The following is a 20,702-nucleotide window of genomic DNA, read 5'->3' as shown; positions in this document are numbered from 1 at the left end:
GGAAGCGCAAAAGAGTGTTATTTCTGACTAAATGGTCACGATTCGTATTTTTTTCATATTTGTAAACAAGTAGACACTGACTTTTCTGTACATATTGCTACTATCTATCCATTAGGTTGGCCATCTGGCGTTTTTACTCTTCAAGGAGGTTATATGAAAGGCATCACACTTACTGCATTGGCGCTTGCTCTAGCGACATCTACTCACGCAACCACATTGAAATGGGCAGGCACCACAGACCCGCAAACTATGGATCCTCACGCGGTTATTTCTGCACCTGTTTTAGGTTTTTTGAATAACGTGTACGAAGGTCTAGTGCGTCGCGGTAAAGACATGGCGATTGAACCTGCATTAGCCAGTTCTTGGGAGCCGATTGGTAATGGGGAAGGCTGGCGTTTCAATTTGCGTAAAGGTGTGACTTTTCATGATGGCGCGACTTTCAATGCCGATGATGTGGTGTTCTCTTACTTACGAGCCTCTTCAGAAGCAGCGGATACTAAAGGCTGGTTCGCTCCTATCTCAGAAGTGAAGAAAGTAGATGACTATACGGTCGACTTTTTTACTAAAGCCCCGAACCCTATTTTTCCAGACAGTATTGCTAACTGGATGATTATGGATGAGGAATGGAGTAAGTCTGTTGGTGCAACCGTACCAAGTAAAGAAGAAGGTAACGCAGCGACATTGCAAACCAACGGCACAGGGGTTTACGCGCTTAAAAAACGTCAGCCGGGGCTAGAAACTACTTTAACTCGCCATAATGATTGGTGGGGAGAAGATGTAGGTAACATCACCGAAGCGACTTTTACTCCAATCAAAAACCCTGCCACTGCGGTAGCGGCCTTATTGGCAGGTAATGTGGATATGATCAATCCAGTGCCGATTCAAGATGCGGCACGTTTAGAGCAAAACAGCCAAGTTAAAGTACATAAGGGCATTGAAGCCCGTGTGATTATGTTGGGCTTTGCGCAACAAGCGGAAGTACTGAAATACGGTGCTGATAAGGGCAAAGCAAACCCTTTCCTAAATGTAAAAGTACGCGAAGCGGTTGCCAAAGCCATTAGCGTTCCTGCTATCTTGCGTACCATTATGCGAGGCAACGCCGAGCCTGCAAGCCAATTGGTTAGCCCTGCTATGCGTGGCTTCTCTGAAGCTTATGCAGAACGCCCAAGCTTTGATGTAAAAGGTGCAAAATCCTTGTTAGCAGAAGCGGGTTACCCGAATGGTTTTTCCTTTGGTCTGAAATGTCCTAATGACCGTTACTTAAACGACGAAGCTGTGTGTCAGGCCGTAACCTCCATGTTGGCAAAAGTGGGTATTAAAGCTGAGCTAGATGCCATGCCTGTTCGTACCTACTGGCCTGAACTGCGTAAAGACAACTTTGATATGTACTTGTTAGGTTGGTCGCCAGGTACCTTTGACCACGAGCATCCAGTTCGTTTCTTAGCTTCTACACCAAACTCTGAGAAGAAGCTCGGTTCATGGAACTTTGGTGATTACTCCAATGCTCGCATTGATGAGTTATTGCCTATGATCCAGTCTGAAATTGACGATACCAAGCGCCAAGCTATGTTGGATGAAGTTACTGGTATCTATCAGTCAGAGCATGCTTATGTGCCGCTTTATATCCAGCCATTGGTATGGGGCACAGGGAAGAATGTGACCTTGGTTCAGCGTCCAGATAACTTCTTTATTCTGCGTTGGGCATCGGTTAACTAGATCTACGAATCTTCCAAGTCTGTTTTAGCCTAAACCAGCCAATAAAATGGCAGGTTTAGGCTACTTCCTTTTTGTTATTTAACCGTACGAGGATTGACGGTGTTTAACTACATACTCAAACGTGTGGCGCAATCTGGCTTAGTTTTGCTGGTGGTTGGCCTAGTTGCTTTTTCCATGTTCCGCTTTGTGGGCGACCCCATTGATAATATGCTCGGTCAAGAGCGCACGGTAGAAGATGTGGAGCGTTTACGCACAGAGCTTGGTTTGGACCTGCCATTTATTGTGCAGTATGGGCGCTTTCTCGGTGATGCTGTACAAGGCAACTTTGGCGTGAGTTATCGTCAAGGGCGCCCTGTTTCTGACATTATTATTGAGCGAGCACCAGCGACTTTAGAATTAGCTGTGGTGAGTGCGTTTTTGGCGATCTCCATTGGCATTATTTTAGGCGTTTTCACAGCGATTCGACGGGACGGTTGGCTGGCTAGCGTGATTATGACCACCTCCCTTATTGGCGTGAGTTTACCGACCTTTTTGATCGGTATTGTGCTGATTTATATCTTCAGTGTGGACCTAGGTTGGTTACCCAGCTTTGGGCGTGGGGAAGTTGTGCAAGTGGGCTTCTGGAGTACAGGTTTCTTAACCAAAAGCGGCTGGTTAGCGCTTATTCTACCTGCCATCACCTTAGGTCTTTATCAGATGACCTTGATCATGCGCCTAGTGCGTTCTGAAATGTTGGAAGTGCTGCGCCAAGATTATGTTCGCTTCGCCAGAGCCCGTGGTTTGAGCGAGCGAGTAGTGCATTTTCGTCATGCACTAAAAAATACCCTTGTGCCTGTCATTACCGTCACTGGCTTGCAATTAGGTTCCATTATTGCATTTGCCATTATTACGGAGTCAGTTTTCCAATGGCCGGGGCTTGGGCTCTTGTTCATTAACGCCATTCAATTTGTCGATATTCCCGTGATGGCGGCTTACCTCATGCTGATCTCTGTGATGTTTGTGACCATTAATTTAGTGGTTGATTTATTGTACGTTTTTATTGATCCACGCTTGCGTGAAGGAGGGCTGTAATATGTTTAATCTGACTCTTCCAGAGCGCCTAGACAGAATTTTGAAAAGTGATTTCCTGTGGCGGTTATCCCGCTCGCCTGTTGCGATTTTATCTTTGCTAGTGGTGACTCTGCTGGTTCTAGGGGCGGTATTTGCACCTTGGATTGCGCCTTTTGATCCTTATGATTCGGCCAGCCTAGATTTGATGAATGGTTTTACTGCGCCACTCACTGAGAACGATTTTACCGGTCAGCAGTTTTTATTAGGCACAGACGACCAAGGCCGAGATGTGCTTTCCACCATTTTATATGGCATGCGTATCTCGCTGTTTGTGGGTTTTGCTTCTGTGTTATTTGCCATGGTGTTAGGCATCTCTCTAGGCCTGATTGCCGGCTACCTTGGTGGCTGGGTAGATACCATTATTATGCGTATTGCCGATGTGCAATTAACCTTCCCTTCAATTTTGGTAGCAATGCTTATTTTTGGTATCGCGAAAGGGGTGATGCCCGCGGAATACCGTGATCAGATGGCAATCTGGGTGCTGATTATTGCCATAGGTCTATCTGACTGGGTGCAGTTTGCCCGTGTGGTGCGTGGTGCGACTTTAGTTGAGAAGAATCGAGAATATGTCATGGCGGCTCAGCTCATTGGTCAGCCGACACCGATTATTATGTGGCGACATATTTTGCCAAACGTATTGAGCCCTGTGTTGGTCATCGCAACCATCTCCCTAGCCTTAGCCATTATTGCCGAAGCGACCTTGAGTTTCTTAGGCGTGGGTGCGCCACCCACACAACCTAGTCTAGGTACTTTAATTCGTATTGGGCAGGGTTTCATGTTCTCAGGTGAGTGGTGGATTTTGCTTTTCCCTGCGCTGACTTTGTTGGCATTAGCGCTCTCGGTCAATCTTCTAGGGGATTGGCTACGGGATACCTTAAACCCGAAGTTGCGATAGGAGAGTTTCTCACGATTACTGCGCTTGCTAATACGTTGTTAAAAATAAACTCAAAATGCTCATTTATAATTATAAACTCCGCTTTTTCGTTTATTTTTGCCTCGTCTTAGCTTTGCTCGAAACATCGTGAAATGTCCTCCCGAAAACATCCATTAAAAAGAATTCGAGAAGTAAAATGTCATTACTTGAGATAGATGAATTAACTGTTGAATTTCCTACTCGTCAGGGTGCCTTTGTGGCGGTTGATGGGGCAAGCTTGTCAGTGGAAGCGGGTCAGATCCATGGTTTGGTTGGCGAATCGGGAGCAGGAAAATCTACCATTGGAGTCGCTATTATGGGGCTCTTGGAAAAGCCGGGCCACATTACAGGCGGCACTATTTCCCTGAAAGGTGAACACATAAGTGGGTTGAATACAGCTGCTATGCAGGCCTTGCGTGGTAAGCAAATTAGCATGATATTCCAAGACCCGCTCACCTCCTTGAACCCTTTGCTAACGATTGGTGATCAGTTAACGGAAACCATCCGCGCTCATTTAAATTTAACTCAAGACGAAGCGAATCAAAGAGCCATCGAACTGCTTGAACTGGTACGTATTCCTGATCCTAAAACACGCATTACCCAGTACCCACATCAGTTTTCGGGGGGCATGCGTCAGCGTATTGTGATTGCCTTAGCTTTGTGTTCTGAGCCTGATGTGATTATTGCCGATGAGCCAACCACAGCCTTGGATGTGTCTGTTCAAGCGCAAGTCTTGGCTTTGATTAAGGAGCTCGCCCGTGAAAAACAGGTTGGGGTTATCCTGATTACCCATGACATGGGCGTTATCGCCGATACTACCGACGTAATGACGGTAATGTATCAAGGCAAGGTGGTGGAAAATGGCCTGACTTCACAAGTATTAGGCCAACCCAAACATGCTTATACACAGAGCTTGATTGCCGCCGTGCCTCGACCCAATGAAAGAATGCACCGCTTTCCCTTGGTATCTTATGGTGGTCGTACTCAAGACTTTCAGATTGACGACCTAGCGCGCAACTGGAATAAAACCGAGATTGATGCCAACCAGCCTTTATTTGAAGTGTCTAAGCTGACCAAGCGCTTCTTAAAAAAGTCTGCTTTGTTGCCATCTAGTCAAGAATATTCCACGGCGGTGGATGAGGTGAGCTTCAATATTCAACAAGGGGAAGTGTTCGGCATCGTAGGGGAAAGTGGTTCAGGCAAGTCGACCATTGCTCGCATGATTGCAGGTTTATATGGCGTAGACGGTGGTAGCATCCTATTTGATGGCAAGCCAGTGACAGGTGTAAAAGATTTAAGTGATTACCGCCGCCAGATTCAAATGATCTTCCAAGACCCGTATTCGTCTCTTAACCCTCGCATGCGTATAGATGCCATTATTGGTGAACCCGCAAAGCACCATAAGTTATTGAGCGGTAAGGCCTTACAAAAGCGAGTGGATGAATTACTTGAACAAGTAGGATTAACCGCAGCGGCAGGTAAAAAATACCCCCATGAGTTTTCAGGCGGTCAACGCCAGCGTATTTCCATTGCCCGTGCGTTAGCTACGCAGCCACGCTTTTTAATTTGTGATGAGCCCACTTCTGCCTTGGATGTGTCTATTCAAGCGCAAATTTTGAATATCCTAAAAGACCTGCAAGAGCACCTAAACCTCACTATGCTGTTCATCAGTCACGACTTGCCTGTAATTCGACAAATGTGTGATCGAGTTGGCGTCATGCAAGGTGGCATCATGGTAGAACAAAGGGAAACGGAGGCGTTATTTACGAACCCTCAACACGCCTATACCCAAGAGCTGTTGTCTTTCATGCCGCAGTTAAAAGGGATATAAAAACAAGTTTTGAATTCGCTATAAAATAGGGCGTATTATTTTTATTAATAAGGTCATTTAATTTTATACAGGACAGGAAATGTCAGTGCTTAAGAAATTGAGAGAGTCAAGAAACCTAAGTTACTCTGGATTAGCTGATCAAATAGGAGTGTCTTCTGAAGAGGTAAAACGCTGGGAAGAAGATGCTAGTAGTATTTCTAAAGATAGTCTTAGTAGTCTTGCATATTATTTAGGCTCAAGTTCGGAAGAACTTCAGGATATGATTGAAGGTAATGAACCTTATCTTACGACGCATCCATATTATATTCTCGGTAAAGGTGAAGCAGATGGCTGGTGGGGGCATTTTGGGTTATGTCTAAACGGGAAAAAAGATTCTAAGTGGTTTCCAATAACATTAGGGCAAGCTAATAAGATATCGAATGTTTTAGATAATATAAGCTCTAGAGATGAGTGGCTAATTGTAGAGACATTGAATAATAGAATTCTAGTATTTAGGCCAACTAGGGTAAGCCGTATGTGGGTTCTGGATGATTATGCGGATCCTCCCGAGGAGGATTGGAGTCCTCCTTGGGATGGCTACTCAGGTAACCCTAGTGAATTCTATAAAGGTTTAGAAGAATATTGCTGGTTAGAAGGTGACTGGGAAGATGGCGGGGAAGGTGAGAGGAGTGTGTCCAATACGGTCATAAAGGCAGTTGAGACGTTTACAGATGTTCATGATTTAGACTTTGAGAAAATAGCAGAGCTTGTTTTAGAAACACAAATATATAATGTGGAGGGTAGGACTTTTTCTCATATCGTTGAAGGATCTAGGCTATCTGAACTTATGTTTAGTGCTGACATAGGGGAATCAGTAATGATGTTAAATCTGAGTAATGAAAAGTTTGACTTTTATATACCCAGCGATAATGTGGCGCTAATTGATATGCCTAAAAGATGTGTAGATAAGTACATTAGAGAAGAGAGATATTTCGAGGAAGATGAAAATGCAAATTGAGAGAGTTGACTCTGTGACTGAATATTTAAGTCTGGTGGAAGAAAAAAACGTCGCTCATTTTGATGAAATGCAAAAACATAATGTTAAACAAGAAGGACATCTTTTATACCGTGGTCAAGGGCAAGATTTCCCTTTATTGCCGAAAATTGCTAGGGATATAGACGGTCAAGACCCATTACTGAAGGAATCATATTTACTTTCTGAATTTAAAATTAGGGGGCGGTTACACAGAGAATTATCTCAACTCGATGTTTGGGGCGTATTGACCTTAGCTCAGCACTACGGGCTTGCGACTAGGCTTTTGGATTGGACAACAAATCCTTTGGTGGCTATGTGGTTTGCATGTAGTGATAGAGCATCTAATGATAATCCACATGTTTATATACTTTTGCCTCACTGGGATATTGATTATTTAAATCGGGATAAAATGTCGGAAACAAGCCAGCATAATGGGACGTCTATCCTAAGAACTAGGCTAGAAGATACTAGGGTAATTGCGCAAGATGGTTGGTTTACAGTGCATTCCCCATCAAGGAAGTATGGACGGTTTATACCTTTGGGGGAGCTTGAACACCATGCAGAAGGTATGATTAAAATATCGGTGAACCCCGCTAATAAAGATAAAATATTGAAAGATCTAGATACTCTTGGAGTGAGTTACCAGACAATATTTCCTGACTTAGAGGGTGTTTGTAAGTATATAAATTGGCAATCTGAAGTTAAAAACGGAAAGTGAAAATCATGAGAGCTATCCCTTCAATTTATTCTTTGCGCGAAATTCTGCCATCTTCCCCAGTCTTTTCTGTAACTCTTTTTGCAGCTTGTTGATGTCGTAGGGCTTCATATTTTTCCACTGGTTACATTCTGGTCGGGTACGGCCACAGCCAGCACACCAACCTTTTTGGTGAGAAAAATCGCATGCGTCGATACATGGGCTTTTTTGACGTTTCATGATCCTGACTCCGTATTGAGGTCGTTTAATCCGCTTTTATTGGCAGTAATGATTGAGATGCCATAGCGGTCACTTTCAAGGTTGTTTCTAAACTCGGGGTGGGTTGAATTTGTTGCATACCTAGAAAGTTTGCGTAGGCTATTAAAGGGCTTAAAGCCATTAGCCCTTCCATTTGTTTTCTGTACGGAACTTAGCCATTTGATCCATTCTTTTTTGCAGTTTTTCTTGAAGCTCGTTGATGTTGTCGGGCTCCATGTGTTTCCAATCTTTAAGTTCTTGGCGTGTGCAGCCACAGCCAGCACACCAGCCTTTGTAGTGAGAAAAGTCACACACATTGGTACAAGGAGATTTTTGACGTTTCATAAAGGCTTCCTTGATGGCTGTTGCTAGTTACCGGTCTGACGAAAAGCTTGGTCGATACTCGCTTCAAGTTGACGTAGTCGGTTTAGTTCTTCAAAAATCTTTTGTTCTAGGTTTTTAAAGTTAAGGGGCATGGAGCGTTGGCAGATATGGTATCCCTTACCTATGGTTTGATAGCCCTTCCAGCTTTTTATACGGTCGCTCTCTAGAGCCAGAAAGCGTTCGATAAATTCTGGCTGTGAGGGGCAATCTTCCTCAGCATGTAGGCAAATAGGGAAGGCCTTTTGCTTCATCTGGGGGGCTTCAATGAAGGTTTCAAAATGCACACCACCTTGATTGTGGTTATACCAAGTGTCCTTATAGAGTTGCAGATAAGGGCCACGGTTATATATTTCCCAGCCGTCATCAAACCAGCTTGCTTGTTCCAGCTTCTTTTCGAGATTGCGGAAAACATTTTTTATGTCTTTCATTTACTGAGGCCACTTTCTTTAAATACTTAAGGTTTTGATACTTAGGGTATTAATCTTTAGTTTAGGACGCTTTGTATAAACAGCGTTCTAATGAACCGCGAATATAGTCTTCATCTAGGTTCTTGCCAATAAAAATCATACGGTTAACTGGTTTTTCATCGCCCCAAGGTTTACCTAACTGACAACCAAATAGCATATGAACACCTTGGAAAATCAATCTATTCTCTTCCCCATGGGCACCTAGAATACCTTTCATACGGTAAATGTCAGGTCCTTTCTCTTGCAGGAACATTTCGAGCCAAGCGTTGATGAAGGAAACATTAAATACGCCGGGTAACTCAATAGACACTGAGCCTACCTCATCATTATGTTCATGACCCGCATCAAAATAATATTGATCGCTTGGAGCTTGGGCTTGGTCGTCTTGATTGACCAGTACCATGTCAAACTCTTCTGGCGTGTGTTGAGAGTAAACGGCGATCTTGGTATTCGCATCATCGTCTGACACATTGAAAGTAAACTCATAGTGATCGAGACCAGCCAGTTGTAATTGGTAGGCTTTATTCAAGTCAGTTAACTCTTCTTGATGAGATACTGGCTCACCGTCTTTCGAGAAGGCAATAAAGACTTCTTCTGCCAAACGTTTGATTTCAGCTTCGGAAGAGGTATCGGCTTTAGATATCAAGAAGGTCATGTCAGGATCTGGGCCGTTGGCTAGTTTGAATCGATATTGCCCTGCTTCCAATTGCCAAATACCTGCCCATTCGAAAGGGTATTCTGGTTCCAAAAAGTTTGGCTTAATGTCCACCGCACGTTCTAGGTTAAAGCCGCCAATATCTAGCAACTCTTTTATGGGGGCATCTGCCATGGTGGCAGAATAGAAGCCAGCAAGTTGGTTTATGCCTTGTAAGCGTGTTTTGAGGCTACGCATCTCTTCGTTGGAGACCAAGTCTGCTTTGTTCAGAATAATGCGATCAGCAAAGGCGGCCTGCGCCATGACTTCGTCTGTCTTGTCATCAAGGTGAGCGTGGACATGCTTAGAATCGACTAAGGTGATGATGCCGTCTAATTCATATTGCTTTTGGATAGAAGGGTCTACAAAGAAAGTTTGCGCAACAGGGCCTGGGTCTGCCATGCCTGTGGTTTCTAAAATAACGCGATCGAATTTGTCTTTTCGTTCTGCTAATTCATTTAATATTCGAATTAAATCTCCACGAACCGTGCAGCAAATACAGCCGTTGTTCATCTCGAAGATTTCTTCATCCGCGTTAATTACCAAGTCTTGGTCTATGCCAATTTCACCAAATTCATTTTCAATAACGGCAATACGCAAGCCATGCTCTTCAGACAAAATACGGTTTAGTAAGGTAGTTTTACCGCTACCAAGGAAACCGGTAAGGACAGTAACTGGGATCTTGCTCGACATGATTTTCTCTCTTAATTCGTAACTGAGCTGGATAGCTGAATTTAATAAATATAGATACGTTATAACATAACACATTTAAGGCGTGTGAAGTTAGCCAAAATAAACTCTCAGAAAGAAACTAGCTTAAGATAATGAGTTAGTAGACTGGACTAATTGGCACAATTTCTTGAGCTGTTGATAAACGCTGTTTTTATCTTGGGATTCAACTAATGGCCAGCCACAGTTGATACGGAAGCAGTCGTGGTAGTAATCGTGAGTACTAAAACAAGCACCACTGCGAAAATCAATATTATGAAGAAGTGCCTCGTTAGCAAGTTGGGTTGAGTCTAGGTTTGGTATTTGTATCCAAAGGACAATACCGCCGTAGGGCAGGCTAACTTTAGCGTTACTTGGTAAGTGTTTGATTAGAAAATGCCGGTAGTCGTGGATTTGCTGGTTTAGCTGAGTACGCATTTTATTGACGTGGCGGCGGTACTCGCCTGTATTAATAAACTCTGCCATGGCCGATTGCATCAGACCATTCACCCCGAATCCTGTGGCAATTTGTTTTTTGATATAAGGCGCTAGGTATTTGCCGGGTAAGCACCAGCCTAGCCTTAACCCTGCGGCTAAGCTCTTCGACACGGAACCACACCAAATTACATAGCCCTCTTTATCCCAATGTTTGCTGGGTAAGGTATTTTGCTTTTCATGGCAAAGTTCAAAATAGATGTCGTCTTCTATCATGGGAGTTTGGTACTTAGCCGCAAGTTGAGCCAAGGCCTGCTTTTGTTCTATGGGTAGGGTTAGCCCTGTCGGATTGATGTTGGAGGTGCTGAACAAGGAGGCGCCGACCACACCCTGTTGTAGTATGGATTCAAAATAAGCGAGGTCTATACCACTTTCTTGCACAGGGATCTCTATCACTTTACGAGATAAGCCCACCAACAAATCCAGTAGCCCGCTAAAGCAAGGGGAGCCAATGGCAATGGTATCTCCTTCGTTGGTTAAGGTTTCAATGGCGATGCGCACTGAATCAATACAGCCATTGGTGATGACGAGACTATCAGGGTGGAAAGAGAAGTGATCATAATGAAAATGGTTAGCGAGGGCGATTTGTAATGCCTTGTCCCCCTGTGGTTCTGGGTACTCAAAAAGCTGGCTAGACGAGCGTCGAGTTACACGTTTAATACAGCGTTGTAGCTCATCAATCGGTTGCAGCTCGGGGGCAATCATAGAGGTGCCAAGGGGAGTGAATAAGGCTGACGTAGGGTTGTAGCCATTTTGCGGTGCAAAATCCTTAGGGTCCCTTTGCTCAACCTTGTTAACCGCAATGGTGGGGAAGGTCGCATTATTGGCTTGGTAGGCACTGGCTTGGTTTGAGACAAAGTACCCAGATTGAGGTTGGGCGTAAATCCACCCTGTTTGCTGGAGGTAGTCGTAGGTTTTTGTCGCCGTCGTCATACTCACCTTGTGTTGCTTAGACATAACCCGCAGAGCTGGCAAGCGGCTCCCAATGGGCAGCTTTTGCGTTTTGATGTCATCAATAAACTGTTGGGCAAGGCGTTCATATAGGGTCATAACTGTCTCGTTTGGGTATGAATGGCAACCGATTGTTAAATTGTACTCTAATTTTTATAAAAAATTGAATCTGCACTCTTTGTTGTTTTTGTTTGATACTGGTGATGTGGGAAATAGGCCAGTTGAAGATAAATGCAAAAGAGTGAGAAAACATGAAATTACGAGACTTTGGATTATTGTTTGCCTTAATGGCGCTTTGGGGGCTGAACTTTAGTGTGATTAAGTTGGGGGTGAACCGCATCGACCCTTTGGTGTTAACAGCCATGCGTTTTACTTGTGCTGTATTTCCTTTGATATTTTTTATTCGCAAGCCTGATGTTGAGTGGCGTTATCTCATTGCCTACGGGGTGTCTTTTGGCGTGGGTGTTTGGGGCATGACGACGTTATCGATAGATGCAGGTCTATCTATAGGTATGGCGTCACTTTTATTAGATATGAGTGTAGTGAGTGGCTTGCTCGTGGGTTGGTACTTCCTAAATGAAGAGATCACCCGTAACAAGCTATTAGGTTGCGCCTTGGCGTTATTAGGCTTGGTGCTCATTATGTATGACGATGGTGGTGCGATTACTACCAAGGGGCTGATTTTGGTCTTGGCTGCTTCTGTTTTTTGGAGTGTGAATGGCTTAATTGTGAAACGCGCTAATACCAAGTCTATCTTTGCCTTTAATGTTTGGGGAATGTTGTTTGCTCCCATCCCTCTTTTGTTACTGGCAGTTGTGGTCCATGGGAGCGAAGTAGTGACCAATATACCAAGTCAGTTAAATGGTTTTGTGGTGTTCTCTGTGCTCTTTCAGGCTTACCCGACGACACTATTGGGTTATTGGTTCTGGAATAAGATGATCATGAAATACTCAGTTTCCAGCGTTGCTCCCATGACGCTATTAGTACCTGTGTTTGGTATTTTAGGTGGATTCTGGTTTTATGATGAAGCGGTAGGGCTAATCGAAATCACAGCAGCGATTTTGATACTGGCAGGTTTGCTTATCGGGCAAATGCAATTACCTCGATTGTTTCGAAATAAGCTTGGAGCAGATACGGTTTAGGTTCATTTAGTAAGGGACGATTATGCAGGATATTCAATACGGTTTGATTTTAATGGGAGCCTTTATCGCAATGGCAAGTCCGGGGCCAGCCACTTTAGCGATAGCCAGCACTTCAATGAATCGTGGAAGGAAACAAGGGCTTGCCCTAGCTTCTGGCATATTAACGGGCTCCTTGTTTTGGTCTTTGTCAGCGGCCTTTGGTTTGGGGGCTTTGTTGTATGCGAATGTTTGGTTGTTCGAAGCGATAGGTTATGTAGGGGCAGTGTATTTACTCTTTTTAGCTTATAAATCAGGTCGTGAAGCGCTTAAAAAAACAGCAGATCATCAAGGTGATAGCCAACAAGATAGGGCTCAACAAAGAGCAAGCATGGAACCATTAATACGCTCTTCTTACCTCAAAGGTTTAGCCATACATTTGACCAACCCTAAGGCCATTTTATTTCTTGGTTCTTTATTTGCTTTGGGTCTGCCAAGTGATGTAACAACACAAGGTTTATTGTCTGTGGTGGCGGTGTTGTTTATTCAAAGTGCTTGTGTGAACCTTGGCTATGCTATCTTGTTCTCTAATGACACCTTGCGACAAGGCTATTTTAAAATGCGGCGTACATTTGAGGCTTTCTTTACTGTTTTCTTTGCTTTCGCAGGGATGAAAATACTGCTGAGCAAACTGACATCTTGAATTATCTTAGTTGCTGTTTTTGATGAGACAGTTAACTAAAAGTATCGATAAAATCTCCTTCAAATATCACACCTTATGGTGATTCTAGAAAAGCGCAATGAGGCAGTCTAATAGTGCTGTTTTATTGTTTTTTTAAGGGTGGAGAGAGCGCCCTTATCTCGATAATACTCCCAAAATTGTTCTTCGAAGTATGCATAAATGTGTGCTTCACACTTCTCTATCTATTCATTTTTTGCATAGATTCCATGTCCATAAATCGTTTGTTTATAAAAAAACCATTACTTAAGATGAATTGATCAGCAGGCTAGAATCTTCCATATATTTATTAAGGAATATGAATCTCATGATAAAACCAAAGATACAGTACACCCGCGTTGAACCTTCTAATTATGGTCAGAAAATTACAGCAGTCTTGCTGATCATGGTGCTGATATACATTTGTATGTCTTTTTGGAAAGGGCAAATCGAATGGCAATATGTAAGTGAAAACTTGTTTACTCCGACAGTATTAAGTGGTGTCTGGAGTATGATTATTATGACTTTCCTAGCGATGGCACTTGGTATTATCTTAGGTGTAATGGCTGCAGTGGCTCGAATGTCAGATAATAGAGTTCTACAGTCTGTTTCAATTTTTTATGTGTGGCTGTTCCGTGGAACACCGGCATTATTACAGCTTCTTCTTTGGTTTAATCTCGCGTTAATTTTCCCTCATTTAAGTCTTTTTGGCCTTGTGGAAGTCAGAACCGTTGATGTTATGACACCATTTGTGGCGGCGTTATTAGGCTTGGGTGTTCAACAAGGTGCTTATACATCTGAGGTTGTTCGTGCTGGTATTTTATCCATAGATAAAGGGCAACTTGAAGCAGCGCAGTCTATTGGTATGACGAAGTTTGAAGCGATGGTACGTATTATTTTGCCACAAGCCATGCGCGTCATTATTCCACCAATTGGGAATGAAACCATTGGTATGGTTAAGCTCACCTCTCTAGCAAGTGTTATTCAATATTCAGAACTTTTGAGAAGCGTAGAAGATGTCTATTACGTTAATTCTCGAGTTATTGAACTGCTCCTCGTTGCTGCAGCTTGGTACATGGTTGTAGTGACAATTCTAAGTATTGGCCAATATTACGTTGAAAAATACTTCTCACGTGGCTGGGGGGCTGATACAGCACCTCAAAAGCAAAGTAAATTGACCAATGCTGTAGCTGAAGGAGAATAATTATGTCAGTTATTATTTCTGCGGAGCAAATAAACAAACATTTCGATGATTTACATGTTCTTAAAGATGTTTCCTTGGATGTTCACGAAGGTGAAGTGATTTGTATTATTGGCCCTTCCGGTTCTGGAAAGAGTACTTTTCTACGCTGTATCAATCAGCTAGAGGTAACGACTGACGGCATCATCCGAGTAATGGGTGAGATTGTTGGATACCGCGAAGACGGTGACAAACTACACAGATTAAGTGACCGAAAAATAGCAGCCCAACGTTCACGTGTAGGCATGGTGTTTCAACGATTCAATTTATTTCCTCATAAAACTGTCCTTGAAAATATTCTTGAGGGTCCTGTATTTGTTCAGAAGCGAAATAAAGAACAAGTTAAGAAGGAAGCTTTAGAAATACTCAAAAAAGTGGGGCTGTCTAATAAGGCTAACAGCTACCCCAACTCACTTTCTGGAGGGCAGCAACAGCGAGTTGCAATTGCTAGAACTCTTGCCATGAAACCAGATGCCATTCTATTTGATGAGCCGACTTCTGCGCTCGACCCAGAATTAGTAGGTGAAGTGCTCGCTGTTATGAAAGAGCTGGCTAATTCAGGAATGACCATGATTGTAGTCACCCATGAAATTGGATTTTGTCGTGAAGTCGCTGACAAAGTCGTCTTTATGGAGTCTGGTGAAATTGTCGCCGTAGAGTCCCCTGAGAATATGTTGACCAACCCAACACATGCACGACTTAAAGAATTTGTTTCTGCAGTCCTGTAAATATTTTAGTAAGCGTTTCCTGTAAATAACCGAGGTGTGTAATGAAAAAAGTAACTATTGCTCTAACAACAGCCCTATCGTTAATGACGCCATTGATGGCTACCGCAGCTGACGAGATGAAACTAATTAATGACGGTGAAGTGCGTTTTTTGACTAACCCTATCTATCCACCAATGGAATTTATTGACCCAAAAACTGGTGTGATTACAGGGTTTGATGTTGATCTAGGAACTGCGATTGCAGAAAAAATGGGTAAAGAAGCTTTGTGGGTTACTACATCGTTTGCACAGCTACAAAGTAGTTTAGCGACTGGGCGTGGTGACGTCATTATTTCTGGCATGAGTGATAACCCAAAACGTCAGGAAAGTATGGACTTTGTAGATTATGTGAAAAGTGGCCCAGTATTTATTGTTGCTGAGGGGCAATCCTCATCCTTCAAATCTAATGCGGATGTTTGTGGTAAAAAAGTCGCAGGAAGCCGTTCATCAAGTTTTGGAGCCGATGTTGTTAAATGGAGCTCTGAATACTGTGAAGCTAAAGGTTTAGGTGCGATTACCTTTAATGGCGTTCAAGATTCCAACGCTGCTCGTTTGGGCTTGAAGCAAGGTCGTTATGATGTGGTTGTGCAGGGTATAGAGACTATCGCGTACCAAATTCAATCAGAGCCTGGGGTATATCACATTGTAGATAAACCTATCTTGGATACGGATGTGTTCGGCATTGGTGTGAAAAAAGATAATCCAGCTTTGCGTGATGCCATTGCAGACTCTTTAAGTGAGTTGATTGAGAACGGTACATATGCTGAATTGCTCAAGAAATGGGGGCTTGTGCATAACGCCGTTAAAACTGTTCAGATTAATGGCGTGAAATAAATTCTCTTTGCCCTCTTCTAATTGAAGAGGGCTTTCTAAGGTAAATATATGTTGAATTCAAACAGGGATTCCGACTCAACGAGTGGGAAGGGGTTGCTTTGGCCTGAAAACCAGAAAAGTGCCGTTGCTTTAGCATTTGACCTTGATGGCCCTACGGGCGACGCCATGTTAGATGGCTCCTTAAAATATAACCAGCGTTACTTTTCTGAAGGGGCTTATGGGCCGTGGCGAGGGTTACCTAGACTTCTAGCGTTACTGAAAAAATATGATTTAGTTGCCACGTTCTTCATTCCAACTTGGGTTGTAGAGCATTGGCCTGAACAATGTGCTGAGGTCCTAAAGCATGGGCATGAAGTTGCTTACCACGGCCATTTACATGAAGTCTTTATCGATTGTGATAGGGATAAACAACTAGAAATTATGGCGACCTCAAGAGAGGTTTTTCAAAGGGTTTTAGGTATCACGCCTGTGGGTTTTAGAACTCCGTCAGGTGATTGGAATCAAGATACAGCAACACTTCTTAATGAATTTGGCGTTCGATACTCCAGTTCAATGCGTGGCGATGACAGACCCTATTTCCATCGCAATGAGCAAGGTGAGGTTGGCTTGGTTGAAATTCCGGGGCGTTGGGATCTGGACGATTATACTTCTCTTGCGTTATTTGAAGAGCCTGACTTCCCTGTTGGACTTGACCGTATATCGCCCTATCAACAGGTTGAGTCCAACTGGATTCATGAATTTGAAGGTTACCATCGGGAAGGGTTGTGTTGGACAACCATTTTACATCCGAAGGTCTGCTGTAAACCGGGTAGGTTAAGTATTTTAGAATCGCTTTTTCAAGCTATACGTTCGCACGACAATGTTTGGGTTGCTCGTTGTAAAGATATAGAGCAATGGTGGAGAGCAACACAAAATGGATGATTTATATAAATGGCCTGAAGGTAAACGTTGTGCGGTCATGCTATCCGTTTTATACGATGATGGCTTAGATGCGATGGCAAAAGCTCCGGACCTTGCTTACCGTAGTAAAAGTCGTTCTGTATGGGAATATGGTAGTCAACGAGGCCTAGAACGGCTGTTAAGCACGATAGAAGAATATAAGGTGCCATCAACATGGTTCGTTCCTGGGATGGTGCTTTCTACTCAACAAAGCTTGATCAAGGAAATTGCTCAGGCTAACACTGAAGTTGCCGCTCGGGGAGTCAACTTTGAGAACTATTTTGACCTCTCATTAGCTGAACAGATATCCAAACTGAAACAGACCCAAGAGATTTTTGAAGACACCTTAGATACTCAGTTAAAAGGTTTTCGTTTGCCTTCTGGCTTATGGCCATATGGGTTTGATCACACATTAACCGAATTTGGATTTAGTTGGACTTCATCTTTAAATGGGGATGATTGCCCATACACCCACTTGTCTGGTTTAGTGCAAATCCCAGTACATATTGAATTGGAAGATAGACCATATTTTCAATTTAACTTCACTCCTGCTTTCCCCACAGGTCATAGCCGAATTGCTGGCTATGAAGCGGTATTAGATAACTGGAAGAGGGAGTTTGATGCGTATCGACAATACGGACTTTGTTTTGTCTTGCAGTTAAGGCCGGAGATCACAGGAACGGCAGGACGAATTTTCCTAGTACGTGAAATGCTGTCATACATGTCGCAATTCGACGATGTATGGTTTGCAACGGGGTCTGATATTGCTTCATGGCATCAGCAGAATAATGGTGTTGCAGCCCAAGATCATCCGATTAACGTATTTGAACAGTATTTGTCGGAAGGGAAGGATGTCTGATACCCAATTTGTTGTAAAAACACTTGCTGAGAAAATTGCGCAGGTTGACTTCCATTCGTTCGACTTAGATACATTGCAAAAAACCAAGTCTCATATCTTGGATACGCTGGGCGTTGCTTTGGCAGGTTCCGTTTCGAGCGAGACTAGTGCTGTTTTAAAAAGCATGTATCCAATGAACAGTGGTGGGTCGAGTATCTGGGGAAGCAAGTATTTAACGGATGCCAAAACGGCCGCTTTAGTGAATGCGATCTCTGCACATGCTTTAGAGCTTGATGATTCGGGAGGATGTGATCATTCGGGGGCTGTTGTCATACCCACGGCACTGGCTGTGTTAGCTGACCTGCCTTCCCCTGTGACCGGCCAGCAATTACTGACCGCTATCATACTTGGATATGAAGTAGGTCGTCGTGTTTTAGAGGCAACGGGTAGTTATGAGTCCCATAATAATCAAGGTTGGCACTCAACTGGCACATGTGGCGTGTTTGGAGCTGCAACAACCGCTGCGGTTTTGATGAACCTTGATATTGATGAGTTCAGTTCTGCACTTTCTATTGCTTCTTCATTTGCTGGAGGAACATGGGCTTTTATTCATGACGGCAGTCAAACTAAAAAGCTTCATGCTGGCCGTGCTGCAGAAGGCGGTGTTATTGCTGCAAAACTTGCTGCAAATGGCTTTTCTGGGCCTAGTGCGGTTTTTGAAACAAACACTTGGGGAAGCTTCTTGAGCTGCTTTAATCCCGATGATTCCGATTCGGCTCTTCTTACTAATGAGTTTGGTAAAGCGTGGCGAATTAACCGTTGCTCTATCAAACCTTATGCTACCTGCCGTGGCACGCATTCATCGATAGACGCTTTGCGAGGTATTCTTGATGAGCAGGCTTTAACTTCGTCAGATGTAAAAAATATCACCGTTAAAATTAGCCAATTTCAATTTGGTATGTGCGGGAAAAAGCAGATTTCATCGAGAGCTGAAGCTCAAATGAGTATTGCCTATGCATTATCTGCTTGGCTTGAATTTCATTCAGTGGGGTTGGATGAGTTAGACGAAGAGAGATGGAGTGGCGACTGGTTTGGTGATTGGTTTTCAAAAATATCTTTTAGCGTCGACGGTGATATGGCTGATGATGCAGAGCCAGAAGTCAGTGTAACCACCATAAATGGAGCGATTATGGTGAAAACGGTCCATTACCCGTTAGGAAGCCCGCAACACCCCCTTAGTCAAAAAGACATCATGGATAAATATGAAAAAATGTCTGCCGTTTGTATTTCTGAAGAACAAACCAACGCCCTAACCCAAACCGTTCTATCACTTGAGTTGCAGGCAGATGTTAGGCACTTAGCCAATTTATTGGCCTCAACAAATGACATGGCAATGAGTCACTGAAAAATCTAGAGAGATAAATATGACAACTCAGAAAAAAGAAACTTGGTCTCCACTTTTCACGCAAGCTACTGCACAAGACTTTCAAGCATTTCATTCTTGCATTGATCAAGATAAACGCATTGCTCTTTATGATGTAGCGGGGTCACAAGCTCACGCTAAAATGCTGACAGCATCAGGTGTTTTAAGTATTGAAGAAAACACTTTGATTCAGGAAGGTTTAAACGCCATCGCACAAGAAATGCAAAATGGCACTTTTGAATGGAAAGAGGAATTTGAAGACGTTCATATGAACGTTGAGCAACGATTAGTTCAACTTATTGGTGATGCGGGTAAAAAGCTGCATACGGCACGTTCTCGTAATGACCAAGTTGCCACAGATATTCGGTTATATACCAGAAATGAACTTGATGCCTTGCAAGCAGAGCTGAAAGTGTTAATTGGTGTTATTGCCGATTTGGCATCGGATCATGCTGATACCATTATGCCAGGCTTCACTCACTTACAAATTGCTCAACCTATCACTTTTGGGCATCACATGCTTGCCTACGCTGAGATGTTCTTACGTGATTTGGAGAGGGTAGGCCAAGCTCGTAGTCGACTCAATTATTCTCCGTTAGGTGCGGCGGCATTAGCCGGAACGGGCTTTCCGATTCAACCTGAACTTACAGCAGAACTATTAGGTTTTGATGGTGTTTGTCGTAACTCGTTGGACGCAGTTTCTGATCGAGACTATGTCGCTGATGTCTGCCATGCTGGCGCATTAATCATGGCACACCTATCAAGGTTATCAGAAGAGATTATTTTCTGGTGTACTCCACTAGTGGGCTTTGTTGAGCTGGGTGACCAATTTTGTACAGGGTCATCTATCATGCCGCAGAAGAAGAACCCTGATCTAGCGGAATTATTACGAGGTAAAGCGGCTCGAGTTCAAGGCAATCTTACCTTTGCTGTTGGCCTAATGAAAAGCCAGCCAATGGCATTCAACAAAGACCAACAAGAAAGTAAACCGCCGTTAACAGACACTCTAGAAAACGTTCGTGCGGCTGTGACTGTCACAAGTCAGATGATACCGACGATTAAAGCGAATAAAGAGCGTATGTATGAAGCGGCTTCTCTTGGGTATGCAACAGCGACCGATCTTGCGGATTATTTAGTGAGAAAGGGTCTGCCTTTCAGGGATGCACATCATGCCGTCGCTGCAATGGTACGTTATGCAAATGAAAATAAAGTGCAGCACCTCTCAGAGTTGCCACTGGATAAGCTAAAAACATTTAGTTTATTAATCGAGCAAGATGTTTATCAGGTTTTAACATTAGAAGGGTCTGTGAACAGCAGAAATCACACAAACGGTACCGCGCCTGAACAGGTTATGAAAGCCGTGAAAAAGGTTAAAAATCTACTCTAAATTTATGTCGGGGACTGAGCCTGTTTCAGTCCCCGACATAATATTACTATCCTTTCCTCTTTTCATTCCTACGACATCCCCGCATGCCGATAGCAGCTATACCTCTTATGTTGGAACTCAGTGCAAATCTGAATGTTCTTTATGACTGAATATGATGGGGCAGGTGTTACTCAAGGTTGTAATCAGTACTAGATACTAAAATT

General features: G+C 43.4%; 21 protein-coding genes. 15 read left to right on the top strand and 6 right to left on the bottom strand.

The window, feature by feature from the left end; all coding sequences use genetic code 11:
• Nucleotides 1-153 precede the first annotated feature (153 nt).
• The 6 genes from OFY17_RS11990 to OFY17_RS11965 all read left to right on the top strand — a co-directional run bounded on the left by OFY17_RS11990 (nt 154) and on the right by OFY17_RS11965 (nt 7,303).
• Entirely contained in the window at nt 154-1,716 is a 1,563-nt protein-coding gene (locus OFY17_RS11990; protein ID WP_263530970.1) for an ABC transporter substrate-binding protein, read from the top strand.
• Between the two features lie 99 nt (nt 1,717-1,815).
• Nucleotides 1,816-2,787, top strand: coding sequence for an ABC transporter permease (locus tag OFY17_RS11985; protein WP_263530969.1), 972 nt, complete (start codon nt 1,816-1,818; stop codon nt 2,785-2,787).
• A gap of 1 nt (nt 2,788) precedes the next feature.
• Nucleotides 2,789-3,721 carry an ABC transporter permease gene (locus OFY17_RS11980; protein WP_263530968.1) on the top strand — a complete coding sequence of 311 codons (933 nt, stop codon included), beginning with the start codon at nt 2,789-2,791 and terminating at the stop codon, nt 3,719-3,721.
• A gap of 151 nt (nt 3,722-3,872) precedes the next feature.
• The gene (locus tag OFY17_RS11975; RefSeq protein ID WP_263531080.1) at nt 3,873-5,570 is read left to right on the top strand and encodes a dipeptide ABC transporter ATP-binding protein; all 1,698 of its coding nucleotides are present in this window, start codon (nt 3,873-3,875) and stop codon (nt 5,568-5,570) included.
• A 79-nt stretch (nt 5,571-5,649) separates the two neighbouring features.
• Nucleotides 5,650-6,567: a helix-turn-helix domain-containing protein gene (locus OFY17_RS11970; protein WP_263530967.1), complete on the top strand. Its 918-nt coding sequence runs from the start codon at nt 5,650-5,652 to the stop codon at nt 6,565-6,567.
• Nucleotides 6,557-7,303, top strand: coding sequence for an FRG domain-containing protein (locus OFY17_RS11965; RefSeq protein ID WP_263530966.1), 747 nt, complete (start codon nt 6,557-6,559; stop codon nt 7,301-7,303). The genes OFY17_RS11970 and OFY17_RS11965 overlap by 11 nt, the downstream gene beginning before the upstream one ends.
• A gap of 12 nt (nt 7,304-7,315) precedes the next feature.
• On the opposite strand, the gene OFY17_RS11960 is transcribed toward OFY17_RS11965, so the two are convergent.
• The 6 genes from OFY17_RS11960 to OFY17_RS11935 all read right to left on the bottom strand — a co-directional run bounded on the left by OFY17_RS11960 (nt 7,316) and on the right by OFY17_RS11935 (nt 11,335).
• Nucleotides 7,316-7,519, bottom strand: a complete 204-nt coding sequence (locus tag OFY17_RS11960) for a DUF1289 domain-containing protein (protein WP_263530965.1) — start codon at nt 7,517-7,519, stop codon at nt 7,316-7,318.
• A 25-nt stretch (nt 7,520-7,544) separates the two neighbouring features.
• Nucleotides 7,545-7,679, bottom strand: coding sequence for a hypothetical protein (locus OFY17_RS11955; protein WP_263530964.1), 135 nt, complete (start codon nt 7,677-7,679; stop codon nt 7,545-7,547).
• Complete coding sequence (locus OFY17_RS11950; RefSeq protein ID WP_263530963.1) at nt 7,679-7,882, bottom strand: DUF1289 domain-containing protein; 204 nt, start codon at nt 7,880-7,882, stop codon at nt 7,679-7,681. The genes OFY17_RS11955 and OFY17_RS11950 overlap by 1 nt, the downstream gene beginning before the upstream one ends.
• 23 nt (nt 7,883-7,905) lie before the next feature.
• Complete coding sequence (locus tag OFY17_RS11945) at nt 7,906-8,349, bottom strand: hypothetical protein (RefSeq protein WP_263530962.1); 444 nt, start codon at nt 8,347-8,349, stop codon at nt 7,906-7,908.
• A 61-nt stretch (nt 8,350-8,410) separates the two neighbouring features.
• Nucleotides 8,411-9,775, bottom strand: coding sequence for a CobW family GTP-binding protein (locus OFY17_RS11940; protein WP_263530961.1), 1,365 nt, complete (start codon nt 9,773-9,775; stop codon nt 8,411-8,413).
• Nucleotides 9,776-9,898: 123 nt separating this feature from the next.
• Nucleotides 9,899-11,335: an aminotransferase-like domain-containing protein gene (locus OFY17_RS11935; RefSeq protein WP_263530960.1), complete on the bottom strand. Its 1,437-nt coding sequence runs from the start codon at nt 11,333-11,335 to the stop codon at nt 9,899-9,901.
• Nucleotides 11,336-11,487: 152 nt separating this feature from the next.
• On the opposite strand from OFY17_RS11935, the gene OFY17_RS11930 reads away from it, so the two are divergent.
• The 9 genes from OFY17_RS11930 (at nt 11,488) to argH (ending at nt 20,499) form a co-directional block, all read left to right on the top strand.
• On the top strand, nt 11,488-12,378 hold the full coding sequence (locus OFY17_RS11930) for an EamA family transporter (protein WP_263530959.1): 891 nt from the start codon (nt 11,488-11,490) through the stop codon (nt 12,376-12,378).
• 22 nt (nt 12,379-12,400) lie between these two features.
• On the top strand, nt 12,401-13,057 hold the full coding sequence (locus OFY17_RS11925) for a LysE family translocator (protein ID WP_263530958.1): 657 nt from the start codon (nt 12,401-12,403) through the stop codon (nt 13,055-13,057).
• A 343-nt stretch (nt 13,058-13,400) separates the two neighbouring features.
• Entirely contained in the window at nt 13,401-14,276 is an 876-nt protein-coding gene (locus tag OFY17_RS11920; RefSeq protein WP_263530957.1) for an amino acid ABC transporter permease, read from the top strand.
• Between the two features lie 2 nt (nt 14,277-14,278).
• Nucleotides 14,279-15,040: an amino acid ABC transporter ATP-binding protein gene (locus OFY17_RS11915; RefSeq protein WP_263530956.1), complete on the top strand. Its 762-nt coding sequence runs from the start codon at nt 14,279-14,281 to the stop codon at nt 15,038-15,040.
• Nucleotides 15,041-15,081: 41 nt separating this feature from the next.
• Complete coding sequence (locus OFY17_RS11910; protein WP_263530955.1) at nt 15,082-15,912, top strand: ABC transporter substrate-binding protein; 831 nt, start codon at nt 15,082-15,084, stop codon at nt 15,910-15,912.
• Nucleotides 15,913-15,960: 48 nt separating this feature from the next.
• The gene (locus tag OFY17_RS11905; RefSeq protein ID WP_263530954.1) at nt 15,961-16,833 is read left to right on the top strand and encodes a polysaccharide deacetylase family protein; all 873 of its coding nucleotides are present in this window, start codon (nt 15,961-15,963) and stop codon (nt 16,831-16,833) included.
• Entirely contained in the window at nt 16,826-17,710 is an 885-nt protein-coding gene (locus OFY17_RS11900; RefSeq protein ID WP_263530953.1) for a polysaccharide deacetylase family protein, read from the top strand. The genes OFY17_RS11905 and OFY17_RS11900 overlap by 8 nt, the downstream gene beginning before the upstream one ends.
• Complete coding sequence (locus OFY17_RS11895) at nt 17,703-19,094, top strand: MmgE/PrpD family protein (RefSeq protein ID WP_263530952.1); 1,392 nt, start codon at nt 17,703-17,705, stop codon at nt 19,092-19,094. The genes OFY17_RS11900 and OFY17_RS11895 overlap by 8 nt, the downstream gene beginning before the upstream one ends.
• Before the next feature lie 19 nt (nt 19,095-19,113).
• Entirely contained in the window at nt 19,114-20,499 is a 1,386-nt protein-coding gene (gene argH, locus OFY17_RS11890) for an argininosuccinate lyase (protein WP_263530951.1), read from the top strand.
• Nucleotides 20,500-20,702: the final 203 nt, after the last annotated feature.

Origin of the sequence: Marinomonas sargassi (assembly GCF_025716875.1) — a bacterium.
Taxonomy (GTDB): domain Bacteria; phylum Pseudomonadota; class Gammaproteobacteria; order Pseudomonadales; family Marinomonadaceae; genus Marinomonas; species Marinomonas sargassi.
This window is presented reverse-complemented; position numbering and strand designations above follow the sequence as displayed.

What these genes read in the sequence shown, in the direction of transcription:
- OFY17_RS11940 (WP_263530961.1), bottom strand. Translation starts at nt 9,775, where the DNA reads ATGTCGAGCAAGATCCCAGTTACTGTCCTTACCGGTTTCCTTGGTAGC.
- OFY17_RS11905 (WP_263530954.1), top strand. Translation starts at nt 15,961, where the DNA reads ATGTTGAATTCAAACAGGGATTCCGACTCAACGAGTGGGAAGGGGTTG.
- OFY17_RS11945 (WP_263530962.1), bottom strand. Translation starts at nt 8,349, where the DNA reads ATGAAAGACATAAAAAATGTTTTCCGCAATCTCGAAAAGAAGCTGGAA.
- OFY17_RS11910 (WP_263530955.1), top strand. Translation starts at nt 15,082, where the DNA reads ATGAAAAAAGTAACTATTGCTCTAACAACAGCCCTATCGTTAATGACG.
- OFY17_RS11930 (WP_263530959.1), top strand. Translation starts at nt 11,488, where the DNA reads ATGAAATTACGAGACTTTGGATTATTGTTTGCCTTAATGGCGCTTTGG.
- OFY17_RS11970 (WP_263530967.1), top strand. Translation starts at nt 5,650, where the DNA reads ATGTCAGTGCTTAAGAAATTGAGAGAGTCAAGAAACCTAAGTTACTCT.
- OFY17_RS11950 (WP_263530963.1), bottom strand. Translation starts at nt 7,882, where the DNA reads ATGAAACGTCAAAAATCTCCTTGTACCAATGTGTGTGACTTTTCTCAC.
- OFY17_RS11925 (WP_263530958.1), top strand. Translation starts at nt 12,401, where the DNA reads ATGCAGGATATTCAATACGGTTTGATTTTAATGGGAGCCTTTATCGCA.
- OFY17_RS11965 (WP_263530966.1), top strand. Translation starts at nt 6,557, where the DNA reads ATGCAAATTGAGAGAGTTGACTCTGTGACTGAATATTTAAGTCTGGTG.
- OFY17_RS11900 (WP_263530953.1), top strand. Translation starts at nt 16,826, where the DNA reads ATGGATGATTTATATAAATGGCCTGAAGGTAAACGTTGTGCGGTCATG.
- OFY17_RS11895 (WP_263530952.1), top strand. Translation starts at nt 17,703, where the DNA reads ATGTCTGATACCCAATTTGTTGTAAAAACACTTGCTGAGAAAATTGCG.
- OFY17_RS11920 (WP_263530957.1), top strand. Translation starts at nt 13,401, where the DNA reads ATGATAAAACCAAAGATACAGTACACCCGCGTTGAACCTTCTAATTAT.
- OFY17_RS11935 (WP_263530960.1), bottom strand. Translation starts at nt 11,335, where the DNA reads ATGACCCTATATGAACGCCTTGCCCAACAGTTTATTGATGACATCAAA.
- OFY17_RS11915 (WP_263530956.1), top strand. Translation starts at nt 14,279, where the DNA reads ATGTCAGTTATTATTTCTGCGGAGCAAATAAACAAACATTTCGATGAT.
- OFY17_RS11990 (WP_263530970.1), top strand. Translation starts at nt 154, where the DNA reads ATGAAAGGCATCACACTTACTGCATTGGCGCTTGCTCTAGCGACATCT.
- OFY17_RS11960 (WP_263530965.1), bottom strand. Translation starts at nt 7,519, where the DNA reads ATGAAACGTCAAAAAAGCCCATGTATCGACGCATGCGATTTTTCTCAC.
- OFY17_RS11955 (WP_263530964.1), bottom strand. Translation starts at nt 7,679, where the DNA reads ATGGCTTTAAGCCCTTTAATAGCCTACGCAAACTTTCTAGGTATGCAA.
- OFY17_RS11980 (WP_263530968.1), top strand. Translation starts at nt 2,789, where the DNA reads ATGTTTAATCTGACTCTTCCAGAGCGCCTAGACAGAATTTTGAAAAGT.
- argH (WP_263530951.1), top strand. Translation starts at nt 19,114, where the DNA reads ATGACAACTCAGAAAAAAGAAACTTGGTCTCCACTTTTCACGCAAGCT.